This window comes from uncultured Ruegeria sp. (assembly GCF_947497005.1).
Classification (GTDB): Bacteria; Pseudomonadota; Alphaproteobacteria; order Rhodobacterales; family Rhodobacteraceae; genus Ruegeria.
This window is the reverse complement of record NZ_CANMFF010000010.1, coordinates 162,259-175,661: the sequence shown is the minus strand read 5'-3', so window position 1 is coordinate 175,661 and position 13,403 is coordinate 162,259. Positions and strand designations below refer to the sequence as shown.

At 55.1% G+C, this 13,403-nt stretch carries 13 protein-coding genes; 7 read left to right on the top strand and 6 right to left on the bottom strand.

Annotation, left to right across the window (positions count from 1 at the left end; genetic code table 11):
* Positions 1 to 49: 49 nt before the first annotated feature.
* Positions 50 to 1,093, bottom strand: a complete 1,044-nt coding sequence (locus Q0816_RS15635) for a transporter substrate-binding domain-containing protein (RefSeq protein ID WP_298852197.1) — start codon at positions 1,091 to 1,093, stop codon at positions 50 to 52.
* A 124-nt stretch (positions 1,094 to 1,217) separates the two neighbouring features.
* Here Q0816_RS15635 and Q0816_RS15630 point away from each other — a divergent pair, with 124 nt between their 5' ends.
* Positions 1,218 to 1,961, top strand: coding sequence for a GntR family transcriptional regulator (locus Q0816_RS15630; protein WP_298852196.1), 744 nt, complete (start codon positions 1,218 to 1,220; stop codon positions 1,959 to 1,961).
* Here Q0816_RS15630 and Q0816_RS15625 read toward each other — a convergent pair.
* Positions 1,958 to 2,137 carry a hypothetical protein gene (locus tag Q0816_RS15625; RefSeq protein WP_298852195.1) on the bottom strand — a complete coding sequence of 60 codons (180 nt, stop codon included), beginning with the start codon at positions 2,135 to 2,137 and terminating at the stop codon, positions 1,958 to 1,960. The two genes, Q0816_RS15630 and Q0816_RS15625, sit on opposite strands and share 4 nt — an antisense overlap.
* Positions 2,138 to 2,309: 172 nt before the next feature.
* On the opposite strand from Q0816_RS15625, the gene Q0816_RS15620 reads away from it, so the two are divergent.
* A complete protein-coding gene (locus Q0816_RS15620; protein WP_298852194.1) occupies positions 2,310 to 3,176 on the top strand; it encodes a bifunctional allantoicase/(S)-ureidoglycine aminohydrolase in 867 nt (288 codons plus the stop codon).
* Here Q0816_RS15620 and bhcR read toward each other — a convergent pair.
* The gene (bhcR, locus tag Q0816_RS15615) at positions 3,160 to 4,005 is read right to left on the bottom strand and encodes an HTH-type transcriptional regulator BhcR (protein ID WP_298852193.1); all 846 of its coding nucleotides are present in this window, start codon (positions 4,003 to 4,005) and stop codon (positions 3,160 to 3,162) included. The genes Q0816_RS15620 and bhcR overlap by 17 nt on opposite strands.
* 168 nt (positions 4,006 to 4,173) lie before the next feature.
* Between bhcR and bhcA the strand changes: the two genes are divergently transcribed.
* The 5 genes from bhcA to Q0816_RS15585 all read left to right on the top strand — a co-directional run bounded on the left by bhcA (position 4,174) and on the right by Q0816_RS15585 (position 10,075).
* Positions 4,174 to 5,364: an L-aspartate--glyoxylate aminotransferase BhcA gene (bhcA, locus tag Q0816_RS15610; RefSeq protein WP_298852192.1), complete on the top strand. Its 1,191-nt coding sequence runs from the start codon at positions 4,174 to 4,176 to the stop codon at positions 5,362 to 5,364.
* The gene (gene bhcB, locus Q0816_RS15605; RefSeq protein WP_298852191.1) at positions 5,364 to 6,332 is read left to right on the top strand and encodes a beta-hydroxyaspartate dehydratase BhcB; all 969 of its coding nucleotides are present in this window, start codon (positions 5,364 to 5,366) and stop codon (positions 6,330 to 6,332) included. Before bhcA ends, bhcB begins: the two co-directional genes overlap by 1 nt.
* Before the next feature lie 41 nt (positions 6,333 to 6,373).
* Positions 6,374 to 7,537: a 3-hydroxy-D-aspartate aldolase BhcC gene (bhcC, locus tag Q0816_RS15600; protein ID WP_298852190.1), complete on the top strand. Its 1,164-nt coding sequence runs from the start codon at positions 6,374 to 6,376 to the stop codon at positions 7,535 to 7,537.
* A gap of 115 nt (positions 7,538 to 7,652) precedes the next feature.
* Complete coding sequence (gene bhcD, locus Q0816_RS15595; RefSeq protein ID WP_298852189.1) at positions 7,653 to 8,618, top strand: iminosuccinate reductase BhcD; 966 nt, start codon at positions 7,653 to 7,655, stop codon at positions 8,616 to 8,618.
* A 1,007-nt stretch (positions 8,619 to 9,625) separates the two neighbouring features.
* Positions 9,626 to 10,075, top strand: a complete 450-nt coding sequence (locus tag Q0816_RS15585; RefSeq protein WP_298852188.1) for a hypothetical protein — start codon at positions 9,626 to 9,628, stop codon at positions 10,073 to 10,075.
* Here the strand turns inward: Q0816_RS15585 and Q0816_RS15580 are convergent.
* Genes Q0816_RS15580 through puuE form a run of 3 tightly spaced genes read right to left on the bottom strand, consistent with a single transcriptional unit; the run spans position 10,019 to position 13,392 of the window.
* On the bottom strand, positions 10,019 to 11,443 hold the full coding sequence (locus Q0816_RS15580) for a nucleobase:cation symporter-2 family protein (RefSeq protein WP_298852187.1): 1,425 nt from the start codon (positions 11,441 to 11,443) through the stop codon (positions 10,019 to 10,021). The two genes, Q0816_RS15585 and Q0816_RS15580, sit on opposite strands and share 57 nt — an antisense overlap.
* Before the next feature lie 54 nt (positions 11,444 to 11,497).
* Positions 11,498 to 11,983, bottom strand: a complete 486-nt coding sequence (locus Q0816_RS15575) for an ureidoglycolate lyase (protein ID WP_298852185.1) — start codon at positions 11,981 to 11,983, stop codon at positions 11,498 to 11,500.
* Positions 11,980 to 13,392 (bottom strand): allantoinase PuuE, encoded by a 1,413-nt coding sequence (gene puuE / locus Q0816_RS15570; protein WP_298852184.1) that lies wholly within the window; start codon positions 13,390 to 13,392, stop codon positions 11,980 to 11,982. Before puuE ends, Q0816_RS15575 begins: the two co-directional genes overlap by 4 nt.
* Between the last annotated feature and the right edge of the window lie 11 nt (positions 13,393 to 13,403).

Sequence of the window (13,403 nt, the reverse complement as noted above, 5' to 3'; positions counted from 1 at the left end):
GCCAGAAACGGGTGCAGCCCAAGGGCTGCACCCGGAACGGATCGACAGACTAGTCGATGATCATCGGATAGAAGACACCGCCCGCGTTATAGAGATTGTTGATCCCTCGCGGAAGGTTGTAGGGAGAACCAGATCCGATGTTGCGTTCGTAGATTTCGGCAAAGTTGCCGACTTCCTTGATCATGTTGTAGGCCCAGTCGTCAGGAAGCCCCAGACGCGCGCCATAACCCGGGTTTACGCCAAGAAAGGTTCCAACTGTGGCTGAGGGCGGGTTGGCACGCACTTCGTCGACGTTCTCTGAGGTGATCCCTTCCATTTCGGCGAACCACAGCGACGACAACATCCAGTTCTGCACATCCAGCCAATCCGGATCGCCTTCGGGAACTATGATGCCTTCCGCTTCCAATGCGATGACGTCCGATAGGATGGCATGCGCATCGGCCCCATCCGGGGCGTCGACGCGACCGGCAGCAAGGCTGGGCGCCCATTCAACCAACCCGTCGCAGCGGCCTTCGTAATAGGAATTGCGTAATTCGTCACCGTTTTCAAAAGTCAGCATTTCTGCGTCGATCTTGTGAGTGTCGAGATATGTTGCAGTGGCGCGTTCGGTCGATGTACCCGCTGCAACACAGATCGTGCCGCCAGCGAGGTCCGCCATGGAATTGGCGCCGAGATCCACACGGGCCATGGTTTGAAAGGCCCCGATGAAATATGGACGGCTGTAAGCCAGGTTCAGCTCGGTGTCCCGGCTTTGGGTCCAGCCGGATACTTTGATGACGACGTCGATGTCACCGGATTGCAGGGACGGCCAACGCTGAGCCCAGCTGATGGGAACAATCTCCAGGTTGCCTTCGGAAGTACCAAAAAGACCAGCAGCAAGGGCTTTGCACAGGTCGATGTCAACACCCCGCCAGTTTCCCTGATCGTCGACCTCGGCGAATCCAAGAAACGAACCGTTGTGGCCACTACACAGAAGCGAGCCGCGTTCGAGAACAGTATTCAGACGGCTGCCCTCGGCAACTTGTGCGTGCGCCACCTGAGAAGCCGCAATTAACGCCATTGCAGAAGATGCAATCACCCTGGAAAATTTCATTTTACCCTCCCTGTGTCGACAATTTGTCTGCATGTTTTTTGTCGACACTATGGCGACATGTCAATAAAAACTTAGTTACGCCTGAGATACGCGAAGCGGGCACTTTATTAGGGACCTTGGAAAAATGGTTGATTCACAGCGACTTCCTCAACGTCATGCGAAAGGCCGTGGATCGAAGTTTGTTTATGACGAACTCAAGAGAGAGATTCTGACTCTTGAACTGAAACCGGGGTCACCGTTGGACGAAACAAGCCTTTCGGAACGATTCGCGATGTCACGTTCACCTGTGCGCGAGGCTCTGGTTCGACTTTCCGCCGAAGGTCTAGTGGTGATGCTTTCAAACCGGTCGACATTGGTCGCGCCAATCGATTTCGCGGGTTTTCCGCGATATGTAGAAGCGTTGGACTTTCTTCAGCGGATTAATACCAGGCTGGCCGCACAATACCGTAAAGAAGACGAAATCGAGAAGATCGCAGTTTTGGCCGAGGCCTTCGATCGTGCGTGCAGCGAAAACAACTATCTTGAGATGTCGGCAACCAATTATGAGTTTCATATGGCTATCGCCGCTGCGGGCAGAAATCCCTATCTTGAACGGGCGTATGGTCAACTTCTTGCCGAGGGGCGACGCATTTTGCACATGCATTTCGACTATTTGGCCGAATCTGCGACTGAACACCTCCTTAGCCCGGATCACTACGATATGATCGAAGCCATTCGAGACAAAGACGTGATCAAAGCGGATACGCTGGCGCACTACCATACACGGCATTTCCACGACCGGTTTGTAAAGTTCATGAGTGCCAATTACAGCGAAGATTTTGATTTTGAACTATCAACGCGCGAAGGATCGATGGTTTCCGGTCTCTAAGTGGCTTTGAAGGTGTAGACACCGCATTTAACCCAGAAAAAGACCGCAAACAGCATACCGTCCTTCAGATTTTCTGAACTTTGGAACGAGATCAAAAAAACCGACATCCGACCGAAATATGCCGATGGTTGCTCGGTCGAAAACAGGATCAGCGTCAATTGCCAGACGTTTCCCATGAATCCGAAATGCTGCACCAGCGTGTGTATAGGATCACTTCGCGCCCATCAATTCGTTGCATAATACCGGTTTTTTCAAATCTTTTCGAATAGAGCTGTCACCTTTTTGCGGGTGGTTCGCACCAATTGCTCGGCGCATATTTTGGGCACATGAATAGTTTCAGGAGCATACATGAGCACCAAGTATTTCGCGCCACGCGGTGGGCATCCCGGTCAGGAACAACTATTGACGGACCGTGCTGTATTTACTGACGCTTATGCCGTGATCCCGAAGGGTACAATGCGAGACATTGTGACCAGTTTTCTGCCGTTCTGGGATGACACGCGCCTTTGGGTGATCTCGCGCCCGCTGAGCGGTTTTGCAGAGACATTTTCGCAATACATCATGGAGGTTCAGCCTGGTGGTGGCTCTGACCGGCCTGAGACCGATCCCGAAGCCGAAGGCGTTCTGTTCGTGGTCGAAGGCACCGCGACATTGATTGCCGATGGCACGACCCATGAACTCACCCCAGGCGGCTATGCCTACCTGCCCCCCAAGAGTGATTGGACCCTGCGAAACCACCGGAATGAAGCCCTACGATTCCATTGGATTCGAAAGGCTTATGAAGCCGTGGAAGGGCTTGATGCCCCCGATATTCTGATCCTTAACGAAAACGAGATCGCGCCAACGCCGATGCCTGGCACGGATGGCAAATGGGCCACAACGCGTTTTGTCGATCCGAGTGACTTGCGCCACGACATGCACGTAACCGTGGTGACTTTTGAGCCCGGCGCCGTCATTCCCTTCCTTGAAACCCATGTCATGGAGCATGGTCTTTATGTGCTGGAAGGAAAGGCTGTTTATCGTCTGAACAATGACTGGGTCGAAGTTGAGGCGGGCGATTACATGTGGTTGCGCGCGTTCTGCCCCCAGGCTTGCTATGCAGGCGGTCCGGGCAAATTCCGCTATCTGCTCTATAAGGACGTGAACCGCCATATGGCACTGCGACCGGGACCCGCTGCTTACCCCCAGCATCAGCGCCTCAAGACGGCGGAATAAAGGTCCCGCCGATGGCAAGGGTCAGCTGATGAGCCGCCTCGATGACAGGGCGGCTTAACCGTTCAATCTCGGCCTCGCAGACGCGGCTGGTCGGTCCTGACACTGAAATTCCGGCAACCGCCTCCCGACTGATATCGAAGACGGGCGCAGCAATGCATCGCATGCCCGTGTTCTTTTCTTCGTTGTCTATCGAGAATCCCCGCGCCCTGACATTAGCAAGATCTTCTTTCAGCGCATCCGGATTGGTAATCGAGCGATCAGTGAAGGCCTGCAATTCTACTGCGGCCAACAACCGGTTCAACCGATCTTCATCCATATATGCCAACAAAGCTTTCCCAATGCCCGACGCATGCATTGGTGAAAGTGTGCCTGGTGGGAAAAACGCGCGGATACTGGCATGGGTTTCCACCTGACTCAGAAACAAAACTGAACCTTCTTTCTCGACACCTAGATTGGCGGTCTCGCCCGTGACTTCCATCAGCTTTCGCATGACCGGTCTTGCCCGGTCCACAAGGCTGGTACGTCTTAAGAATCGTGAACCTATGACAAACGCACGGGGACCGATATGCCAGACCTGTTGGTCGTGATCGAATTCGACAAGCCCCCTACCCTCCAGCGTCACGAGGATACGATAAACGGTCGCCGGCGACTGGCCCATTTCATCGGAAAGCGCCGTCAACGCCTTACCTTGCGCCTCGCTCAGATACTCGAAAACCTCCATCGCCCTGTCCAACGATTTGATCGTGTTCTGAGCCGTCTTGTCATCCCATCCCCTTGGTCTTCCCCTGGCTTTGCGACGGGATTCGGGGCCATTGTCTTGAGATTCCATAAAAACCTTCGATCATATATGAAAGATTAATTCACCATATGAAAAATATAAGTAACTGACAACTATAAGTTAATTACCCAGACATCCGTTTTGAAAGATGTTTTCAAAAAAATATCGGAAAGAAAGGCGTGGTCTTACTGTGTGGTCAACGACGGAAGGAGACCATCCATGAGCTTTCAAAATCCCGTTTTCATCCCGGGCCCGACCAATATCCCTGAAAGCCTGCGCAAGGCCTGCGATATGCCCACGATCGACCACCGCTCGCCGCTGTTTGGGCAAATTCTGCATCCTGCGCGCGCGGGAGTAAGAAAAATTTTGAAAAGCGACGACGCCGAGGTCTTCATTTTCCCATCAACAGGGACCGGAGGCTGGGAAACAGCTTTGACCAACACACTTTCAGCCGGTGATAAGGTTCTGGCGGCACGAAACGGCATGTTCAGCCACCGCTGGATCGACATGTGCCAACGCCATGGGCTGAATGTCGAGATTGTCGAGACACCTTGGGGCGAAGGGCTTCCGGCCGATCGCTATGAAGAAATCCTGACCGCCGACACCAACCACGAAATAAAGGTTGTTCTTGCTACACATAACGAAACGGCAACTGGCGTGAAGTCGGATATTGCGGCCGTGCGCAAGGCGCTGAATGCGGCCCGGCATCCGGCCATGCTGTTCGTCGATGGCGTATCATCAATTGCCTCCATGGATTTCCGTTTTGATGAATGGGGCGTCGACGTTGCCGTCACAGGTTCGCAAAAAGGGTTCATGCTGACGGCTGGCCTGGCCATCGTCGGCTTTAGCCAGAAGGCAATGGACATGACCAGGACCGGCACCCTACCTCGCACCTTCTTTGATGTGCATGACATGGCCAAGGGTTACGACAACAACGCCTATCCTTATACGCCTGCAGTCGGTTTGATGAATGGTCTAAACCAAGCCTGTGATATGCTGCTGAGCGAAGGTCTGGAAAACGTCTTTGCCCGGCATCACCGCATTGCCGAAGGTGTTCGTGCCGCCGTAGGTGCCTGGGGGTTGAAGCTTTGCGCAGCCAATCCGTCGGTGTATTCTGACACCGTGAGCGCGATCCGCACTCCAAATGGCTTCAATGCGACGGATATCGTCACCCATGCCGCCGACAAATACGGCGTTGCCTTCGGTGTCGGCCTTGGTGAAGTCGCTGGCAAGGTATTCCGCATCGGACATCTGGGAAGCCTGACGGATGTTATGGCTCTGTCCGGGATCGCCACCGCTGAAATGTGCATGGTCGACCTGGGCCTTAACATCCAACTGGGATCGGGCGTAGCGGCTGCACAGGAATATTATCGCGGTCATCCGGCTGAATTTCAGAAGGACGCTGCGTGATGAAGGATTGTAACATGTACATCCCGACCTATGAGGACATGCTCAAAGCCCACAATCGGATCGAGCCCTTTATCCACCGCACGCCCGTTCGGACCTCGGACCACCTGAACGAGCTGACCGGGGCGCAGCTGTTCTTCAAATGTGAGAACTTTCAGGAACCGGGTGCCTTCAAAGTACGTGGTGCCAGCAATGCGGTGTTCGGGCTTGATGACGAACAGGCCAAAAAAGGCGTTGCGACACATTCCTCAGGCAACCATGCCTCCTGTTTGTCTTACGCTGCGATGAAACGGGGCATCCCGTGTAACGTGGTCATGCCGCGCACGGCACCGCAGGCAAAAAAGGACACAGTGCGGCGCTATGGTGGCAATATCACTGAATGTGAGCCTTCCACCTCGTCTCGCGAAGCGACATTTGCCAAGGTTCAGGCAGCTACGGGAGGTGATTTTGTCCATCCCTATAACGATCCACGTGTGATCGCTGGGCAGGGAACATGTTCGCGCGAGTTCATCGAACAGACCGATGGTCTGGATGCAGTTGTTGCCCCGATCGGAGGCGGTGGCATGGTGTCCGGCACCTGCCTAACCCTGTCCAACCTGGCCCCTGAAACAGCGGTCATCGCCGCAGAACCGGAACAAGCCGACGATGCCTATCGCAGCTTCAAGGCTGGGCACATCATCGCGGATGACGCACCTAAGACGATTGCCGACGGGCTGCTGGTTCCGCTGAAGGACCTAACCTGGCACTTCGTGTCGAACCACGTATCCGAGATCTACACGGCCTCAGAGCAAGAGATCATCGACGCGATGAAGCTGACATGGAAGCACTTGCGGATCGTGATGGAGCCATCATCGGCCGTTCCGCTGGCCACGATCCTGAAGAACCCGGATGCTTTCAAAGGCAAGCGGGTCGGCCTGATCATCACCGGGGGCAATGTCGATCTGGACAGACTACCTTGGCTGAATGCGTGACCGCACCCCAAAGACATCAATCCAGACATAGGAATACGGAAATGAAAGATATGACCAATCTCGACAATTTCGAAGTAGGCTATGACATTCCGGCCAAGCCCGGAATGGATGAAGCAGATATCCAGACCCCCAGTCTTATTCTGGATCTCGACGCGCTTGAGCGCAACATCAAGAAGATGGGCGATTATGCCAAGGCGCATGGCATGCGTCATCGCGTGCATGGGAAAATGCACAAATCAGTAGACGTGGCCAAGCTGCAGGAGAAGATCGGCGGTGCCGTTGGTGTCTGCTGTCAGAAAGTCTCAGAGGCTGAAGTTTTCGTGCGCGGTGGTATCAAGGATATACTGGTGTCGAACCAGGTACGCGACCCCGCCAAAATCGATCGCCTCGCCAGCTTGCCGAAGCTGGGCAGCCGCATCATCGTTTGTGTTGACGATCTGGACAACGTCGCGGATCTTTCGGGCGCTGCCGTCGATCACGAAACTCAACTGGAGGTTTTCATCGAAATTGACTGCGGTGCTGGAAGGTGTGGTGTGACAACGACTCCGGCGGTGATCGAAATCGCCAAGGCCGTAGAAGCCGCCGACAACTTGAAGTTCTCTGGCATCCAAGCCTATCAGGGCGCAATGCAGCACCTCGACAGCTATGAAGCGCGCAAAGAGAAGCTCGACACAGCCATTGCGATGGTAAAAGACGCTGTTGAAGGCCTCAAAGCTGAAGGTATCGAGTGCGATTTGGTTTCTGGCGGCGGCACCGGTTCTTACTATTTCGAGTCCAATTCGGGCGTGTACAACGAGCTGCAATGCGGATCATACGCCTTCATGGATGCTGATTACGGCCGCATCTTGGACAAGGACGGCAACCGGATCGATCGGGGCGAGTGGGAAAATGCCTTTTTCATCCTGACCAGCGTCATGAGCCATGCAAAGACAGACAAGGCAATTGTCGATGCGGGTCTCAAGGCACAGTCGGTTGACAGCGGTCTGCCCGTTGTCTTTGGTCGCGACGATGTCGAATACATCAAGTGTTCAGACGAACATGGCGTCGTCATGGACCCGAACGGGGTGCTCAAGGTCAACGACAAGCTCAAGCTGGTGCCGGGGCACTGTGATCCAACGGCAAACGTGCACGATTGGTATGTTGGCGTTCGCGACGGCAAAGTTGAAACCGTCTGGCCGGTATCCGCCCGCGGTCGCGCATATTGATCCGAAAAAATTTACGGCAGGAATATTTGCTTCGAAGGTAGCCCGATAATCGCCCGTGTGAATTTCCTCCTTTCGGGAAGGCGCACGGGTGCACAAATTCCGAGTGGAGAATGAAATGTTGATCGTACCCGAGCGCGAAATCGCTGACTTGATGACCCGTCAAGTGGCCTTTGACGCCGTCGAGAAGGTCTTTGCCGCTATGGCGTCCGGCGATGCCTACAACTTTCCCGTCGTGCGAGAAGCCATCGGTCATGAAGACGCACTGTATGGATTCAAAGGCGGATTTGATCGTGCGGGCCTGACGCTTGGCTTAAAGGCAGGCGGCTATTGGCCAAACAATCTGGAAAAACGCAGGTTGATCAACCACCAGTCCACCGTATTTCTTTTCGACCCCGACACTGGCAAACCTTCGGCAATGGTTGGTGGCAACCTTCTGACGGCGTTGCGAACGGCGGCTGCCTCTTCCGTGTCGATCAAACACCTGGCGCGCACAGACGCCAAGGTGATTGGCATGATCGGCGCTGGCCATCAGGCGGCGTTTCAGCTTCGTGCCGCATTGGAGCAGCGTGTCTTTGAAAAGGTCATCGGCTGGAATTACCACCCGGAAATGTTGCCGAATATTGAAAAGGTCGCCAATGAAGCAGGCGTTCCGTTTGAAGCCGTCGAGCTTGGCGGAATGACTGAAGCAGACGTGATCATCTCGATCACCTCGGCATTTGCACCCTCGCTGATGGCAGAGCATGTCAGCCCCGGAACTCATGTCGCCTGCATGGGCACGGACACCAAAGGAAAGCAGGAGGCCGAAGCGGCTCTGCTGGCCAAAGCGCGTGTTTTCACGGACGAAGTCGCGCAATCCATCACCATCGGCGAAGCACAACATGCCATAGCTGAAGGGCTGATCACGGAAAGCGACGTGGCGCAGCTTGGCGCGGTCATCAACGGCACGAACTCTGGCCGGACATCGGATGATCAGATCACGCTGTTCGATGGCACGGGGGTGGGCCTTCAGGATCTCGCGGTCGCGGCGTCCGTCGTTGATCTGGCCGTTCAGAAAGGGATCGCGATCGAGGTCGATTTCTGATGTCAAAATGGGGACATCCTGCCTCAGCGGTTTGTCGGCGGACCCGACCCCCGCCAACTGCTATACGGCCTAGCACAAGCTTGTTGCCATCGTCTCGAACAGCATGACAGTTCCAGGACTTGGCAAGATTGAGGCGCAGGTTTCAAAGCCGGTAATGGAAGGTAATTCCACGCTACCGACTGTTTCGATATAGAGGTTGACGCCGCCGATCCGGAAACGCGGGCGCCCCTAGTGTGTCTCCTGGTGTCGGCCTTTTTCACAGTGAATCTGGAAGACATCAAGGCGCCGTATTGCATTGCACATTGCAGGCAAACAGCCAGAGAATTCTCGGAATGCGGCACAGACATCGGCGCCAGATTCCATAATCGCGACCGGTCGGTCGGGAGTCCCCATTCAAGTTAATGGTGTTCCGGGCTTCTTTTTTAACTTTCGCGAGGCACTGGGCGCAAAGACCCAGGAAAACGACGAAGCAACGACGCTGGACAGCGTCTTTAGCTCGCCGCGAGCTAGATTGGGTGCCTGTCATCAGTCGCCTGAGGCCGAGGTTTTCAAATCATCGATGATTATGCCTCGCGTGTTCTAAGAGCTGGAACTCGCCAAAGCGATCACGCGTTCAAACGCAACTGAAATCGCTGCAACGATGGATCATTCGGGGATGCAGACCGCATGGTCTGTGGCGCGGTCGGTCTAATTCACGCCCCCTGAGCCCGGTCATTCAAATAGGGCAAACAAACCAGCTGACACCTGCCGGAGCTTTGTCGCTTGCGGTCCTCAATGACGGGTCGCTGTTTCCTGCGGCCAACCAAGTCAATGTCGGACAAACACCGGAAACTCTGGCTCTTAGTGTCATGATTGCGCGGCACGTCCGGCGTTTTGGGCGGGAACTGTATGTTAGCCTTTGCTCGGGCACACAGTTCGGTAATCGCAACTGCTGACCCGGTCGCACCATGCGTGCTGTACTGGAAATTCTGGACAGCAAACCCTGTAATTTCTGATACGAATGCGAATTGCCTACAGATGCCACCTTTGATCTGGAGCTGCGTAGGCAGCTCTTACCCGGTAATCCCTTGACCGGCCGCGCGAATGTTTTGACTTATTCCGTCACGGATGCGGCTGGGGCAGCCCGCAACTTCTTGAAAAGCGTGCCAGATGGTCTTGAGCCTAGCCCGCTTAGGATGGGTATAGGTAGCCGCGCCCATATCGTGCCCCCGGGAACGCCGCATGGATTGCTCAACATCGCAGCTTTGGCTGGACCCGATATGTCGACCTACGGCCAAAGTAAAAGCTTAACTGATCCCTATTCACTTGGTCCGGGGGTATGGGACATTGAAAAGCGGCGTGCCCGTGGCCCGCCGCTTCATTTGTTTTACCCTGACAATCAGAGCATCACGTTAGACGCATCAGACGTGATCGTCATGCTCAATCGACCCGAGACCATGTCCGGCCATGCCACCTGAAACCTCTTCCGTCGCTTCGTCTGAAAGCTCATCGGGAAGAACAAGGTTCAGAACAATAGCGATGACCGCTGCGGGTAAGATACCTGATGTCGCCAGAACCTTGAATGTACCTGGCAAGTACTGCATGGCGTTGGGCTCCAACTGCAAGCCCAGGCCAAGGCTCAGGGAGATTGCAAAAATCACCATGTTGCGGCGGTTCCAGTTCACGTCCGACAACATCGAAACCCCGGCCGCAACCACCATGCCAAACATCACGATCACGCCGCCGCCGAGAACCTCGATCGGGATTGACGAGATTATCGCGCCGATTTTGGGAATAAGCCCGCACACAATCAAGAATAGCGCGCCGATGGTTACGACCAATCGGCTCATGACACCGGTCATGGCGATCAACCCGACATTCTGACTGAACGACGTGTTAGGCAGCGCGCCAAAAAACCCAGAGATCGCGGTGCCAAAACCATCGGCATAAGTTGCACCCTGAATTTCCTTGTCGGTTGCCTCTCGCCCAGCGCCTCCTTTGGTGATGCCGGACACGTCGCCAACCGTTTCAACAGCCGAGACAAAGGACATGGCGCAGAAACCGATGATGGCAGCGGCCGAGAACTCGATACCGAAATGCAGCGGGTTCGGCAGAGCGAACGATGCGGCGCTGCCGACACTGCCCAGGTTCACTTGACCAAGTACGAAGGCCATCGCGTAACCGACCAGCAGGCCGATCAGAACAGCCGAAACGGACAACATGCCCCGCGCAAAGAACTTCAATCCAAGGGTCACCACAATCACGGTTCCAGCCATGAACCAGTTCAGGCCAGAGCCGTATTCCTCAGTGCCTATGGCGGGCACACCGCCAGCCGCATATTGAACACCGACCTTCACAAGTGCCAAGCCGATCATGGTCACCACAAGCCCTGTAACCAGTGGCGGAAGAGCAAAGCGAATGCGCCCGATGAACAGCCCAAGGAAGGCATGAAATAAACCACCGACAACAACACCGCCCATCAATACGGCAATGGCATCGACGCCTTTCCCAACCACAAGCGGGATCATGATCGGAATGAAGGCAAACGATGTCCCCTGAACGATCGGCAACCGGGCACCAATGGGACCTACACCAATGGATTGAAACAGCGTGGCGACGCCCGCAAAGAACATCGACATCTGGATCATGTAAATCATCTGAGGGAAATCGGGGCTGTTCGACCCAAAGCCGAACCCGGCCGCGCCGCAAACGATGATGGCTGGCGTGACATTGGACACGAACATCGCCAGCACATGCTGAATTCCCAGTGGAATCGCCTTAACAAGCGGCGGCGAATAATTTGGATCGCGGAGTTGCTCCGGCGTTCCTATGGATGCGTCTGACATTATGTCTTTCCTCCCTGGAAATACGGCATCCGGCCCCTCCTCCGGTGACGTTTCTCATTCAGTGATCGTGAAGGGTTCATCGAACCAATGCTCTTCGAGGTTAGGTCCGGTTCCAATCCTATCCACCACAGCAAAAAGCCCCGGATCGTGAAGTGGGGTCAGTACCCCGTGCCACGTGTTGCGGTGGTAATTCACGCCCTGCCCGGGCGCTGTTTTGAATGCGATGGGTTGTCCCGGTATGCCGTCTTTGTCAGGGGCCACAACCACAACAAAAGGCTTGTCTGACAAAGGTAGAAACGCCTGGCTACCGTCCGGGTGGCGCTCGACCATTTCCAGCTTGATCGGCAGGCTGAATGCCTCGGACTGAAACACGCTGATTCCAGCGCGCCCTTCGTGAAAATCCAGCGCGGCGCGGTCGTGATACCGCGCGCACTTGCCCTGATTGATGTATTTATCCACTTCGCCAGCCACTTCGATGACGTCACCAAACGGCGCAAAGGCTTCCGAAGTCAGAGGACTGAGTTTCAAAGCGGCCTTCATTCCGAGAACTTCTCGATCAGGCGCAATTCGGCGATCCGCTCGACCTGACGGCAGGCTTCGGCAAATTCAGTGTCACGGTCGCTGTCAATACGGCGGCGAAAGGCGTCAAGGATGCTTGCCTTTGTGTTGTCCTTGACCGCAATTATGAAGGGGAAGCCAAACTTGGTTGTGTAGGCTTCATTCAACGCAGTGAATGTTGCGCGTTCTTGATCTGTCAACATATCTAGACCGGCTCCGGCCTGTTCAGCGGTGCTTTCCTCGGTCAGTCGCCCGGCGACTGCAAGCTTGCCCGCCAGATCCGGGTGAGCGGTCAGAACACCAAGGCGTTGTTCCGAAGGGGCCGTGCGGAATACACGTGCCAGCACATTGTGGACACCGGCAGCATTATCGTGGGTTGGTCCCAGCTCCAGCTCATACGCACCTTTGGCAATCCACGGGCTGTGTTCGAACACACCACCGAACTCCGATACAAAGGTTGACTGGTCCATTTCGGACGGTGTCAGGCCCTGCATCGGCGGGTGTTCCGCTGCCCAGTGGTCGGCTATCTGTTCGCGCGTCGCGAACCAGACCCTGTCGTGATTCTTGAAGTAGTCCAGCGCACGTTTCAACGCCATGGCGCGACCCGGGCGGCCAATCAAACGGCAATGAAGCCCAATCGAGAGCATTTTCGGCGCGCCAGCCTCACCCTCTGCATAGAGCATGTCAAAGCTGTCTTTCAGATAGCTTTCGAACTGTTCGCCGTTAGTGTACCCGGCCTGGATTGCAAAACGCATGTCGTTGCAATCCATTGTATAGGGCATAATGAGCTGATCCTTGCCGCCTGCTTTTGTCCAATACGGCAAGTCGTCGGCGTAACTGTCGGCAACATAGGCAAAGTCGCCTTCCTCGGCCGCCAAATCGACTGTGTTCATCGAGCAGCGGCCTGTGTACCAGCCACGCGGTGGTTGGCCAGTGACTTCGGTGTGCAATCGGATCGCTTCGCGGATCTGGACGCGCTCTTCTTCGGCGTCCATGTCTTTGTGTTCAACCCACTTCAAGCCATGGCTGGCAATCTCCCAACCGGCATGCTTCATCGCTGCAACCTGAGCCGGTGCCCGGGCCAAGGCGGTGGCAACGCCATAAACGGTGACGGGTAGGTCTTGCAGAAGATGATGCACGCGCCAGAACCCAGCGCGGCTGCCATACTCGTAGATAGACTCCATATTCCAGTGTCTTTGTCCCGGCCACGGGGCGGCGCCGGTGATCTCGGACAGAAACGCCTCGGATGCCGCATCACCGTGCAGAACGTTGTTTTCGCCGCCTTCTTCATAATTCAGCACGATCTGAATCGCGATTTTGGCATCATTTGGCCAGTTTGCTTTAGGCACTTGCCCGCCATAACCGGTCATATTTCGTGGATAAGGCTTCACATCAATTTCCT

Bases quoted from the DNA above. Each gene is read 5' to 3' on its own strand.
- Q0816_RS15635 (WP_298852197.1), bottom strand. From the start codon at position 1,093: ATGAAATTTTCCAGGGTGATTGCATCTTCTGCAATGGCGTTAATTGCG.
- Q0816_RS15630 (WP_298852196.1), top strand. From the start codon at position 1,218: ATGGTTGATTCACAGCGACTTCCTCAACGTCATGCGAAAGGCCGTGGA.
- Q0816_RS15625 (WP_298852195.1), bottom strand. From the start codon at position 2,137: ATGGGAAACGTCTGGCAATTGACGCTGATCCTGTTTTCGACCGAGCAA.
- Q0816_RS15620 (WP_298852194.1), top strand. From the start codon at position 2,310: ATGAGCACCAAGTATTTCGCGCCACGCGGTGGGCATCCCGGTCAGGAA.
- bhcR (WP_298852193.1), bottom strand. From the start codon at position 4,005: ATGGAATCTCAAGACAATGGCCCCGAATCCCGTCGCAAAGCCAGGGGA.
- bhcA (WP_298852192.1), top strand. From the start codon at position 4,174: ATGAGCTTTCAAAATCCCGTTTTCATCCCGGGCCCGACCAATATCCCT.
- bhcB (WP_298852191.1), top strand. From the start codon at position 5,364: ATGAAGGATTGTAACATGTACATCCCGACCTATGAGGACATGCTCAAA.
- bhcC (WP_298852190.1), top strand. From the start codon at position 6,374: ATGAAAGATATGACCAATCTCGACAATTTCGAAGTAGGCTATGACATT.
- bhcD (WP_298852189.1), top strand. From the start codon at position 7,653: ATGTTGATCGTACCCGAGCGCGAAATCGCTGACTTGATGACCCGTCAA.
- Q0816_RS15580 (WP_298852187.1), bottom strand. From the start codon at position 11,443: ATGTCAGACGCATCCATAGGAACGCCGGAGCAACTCCGCGATCCAAAT.
- Q0816_RS15575 (WP_298852185.1), bottom strand. From the start codon at position 11,983: ATGAAGGCCGCTTTGAAACTCAGTCCTCTGACTTCGGAAGCCTTTGCG.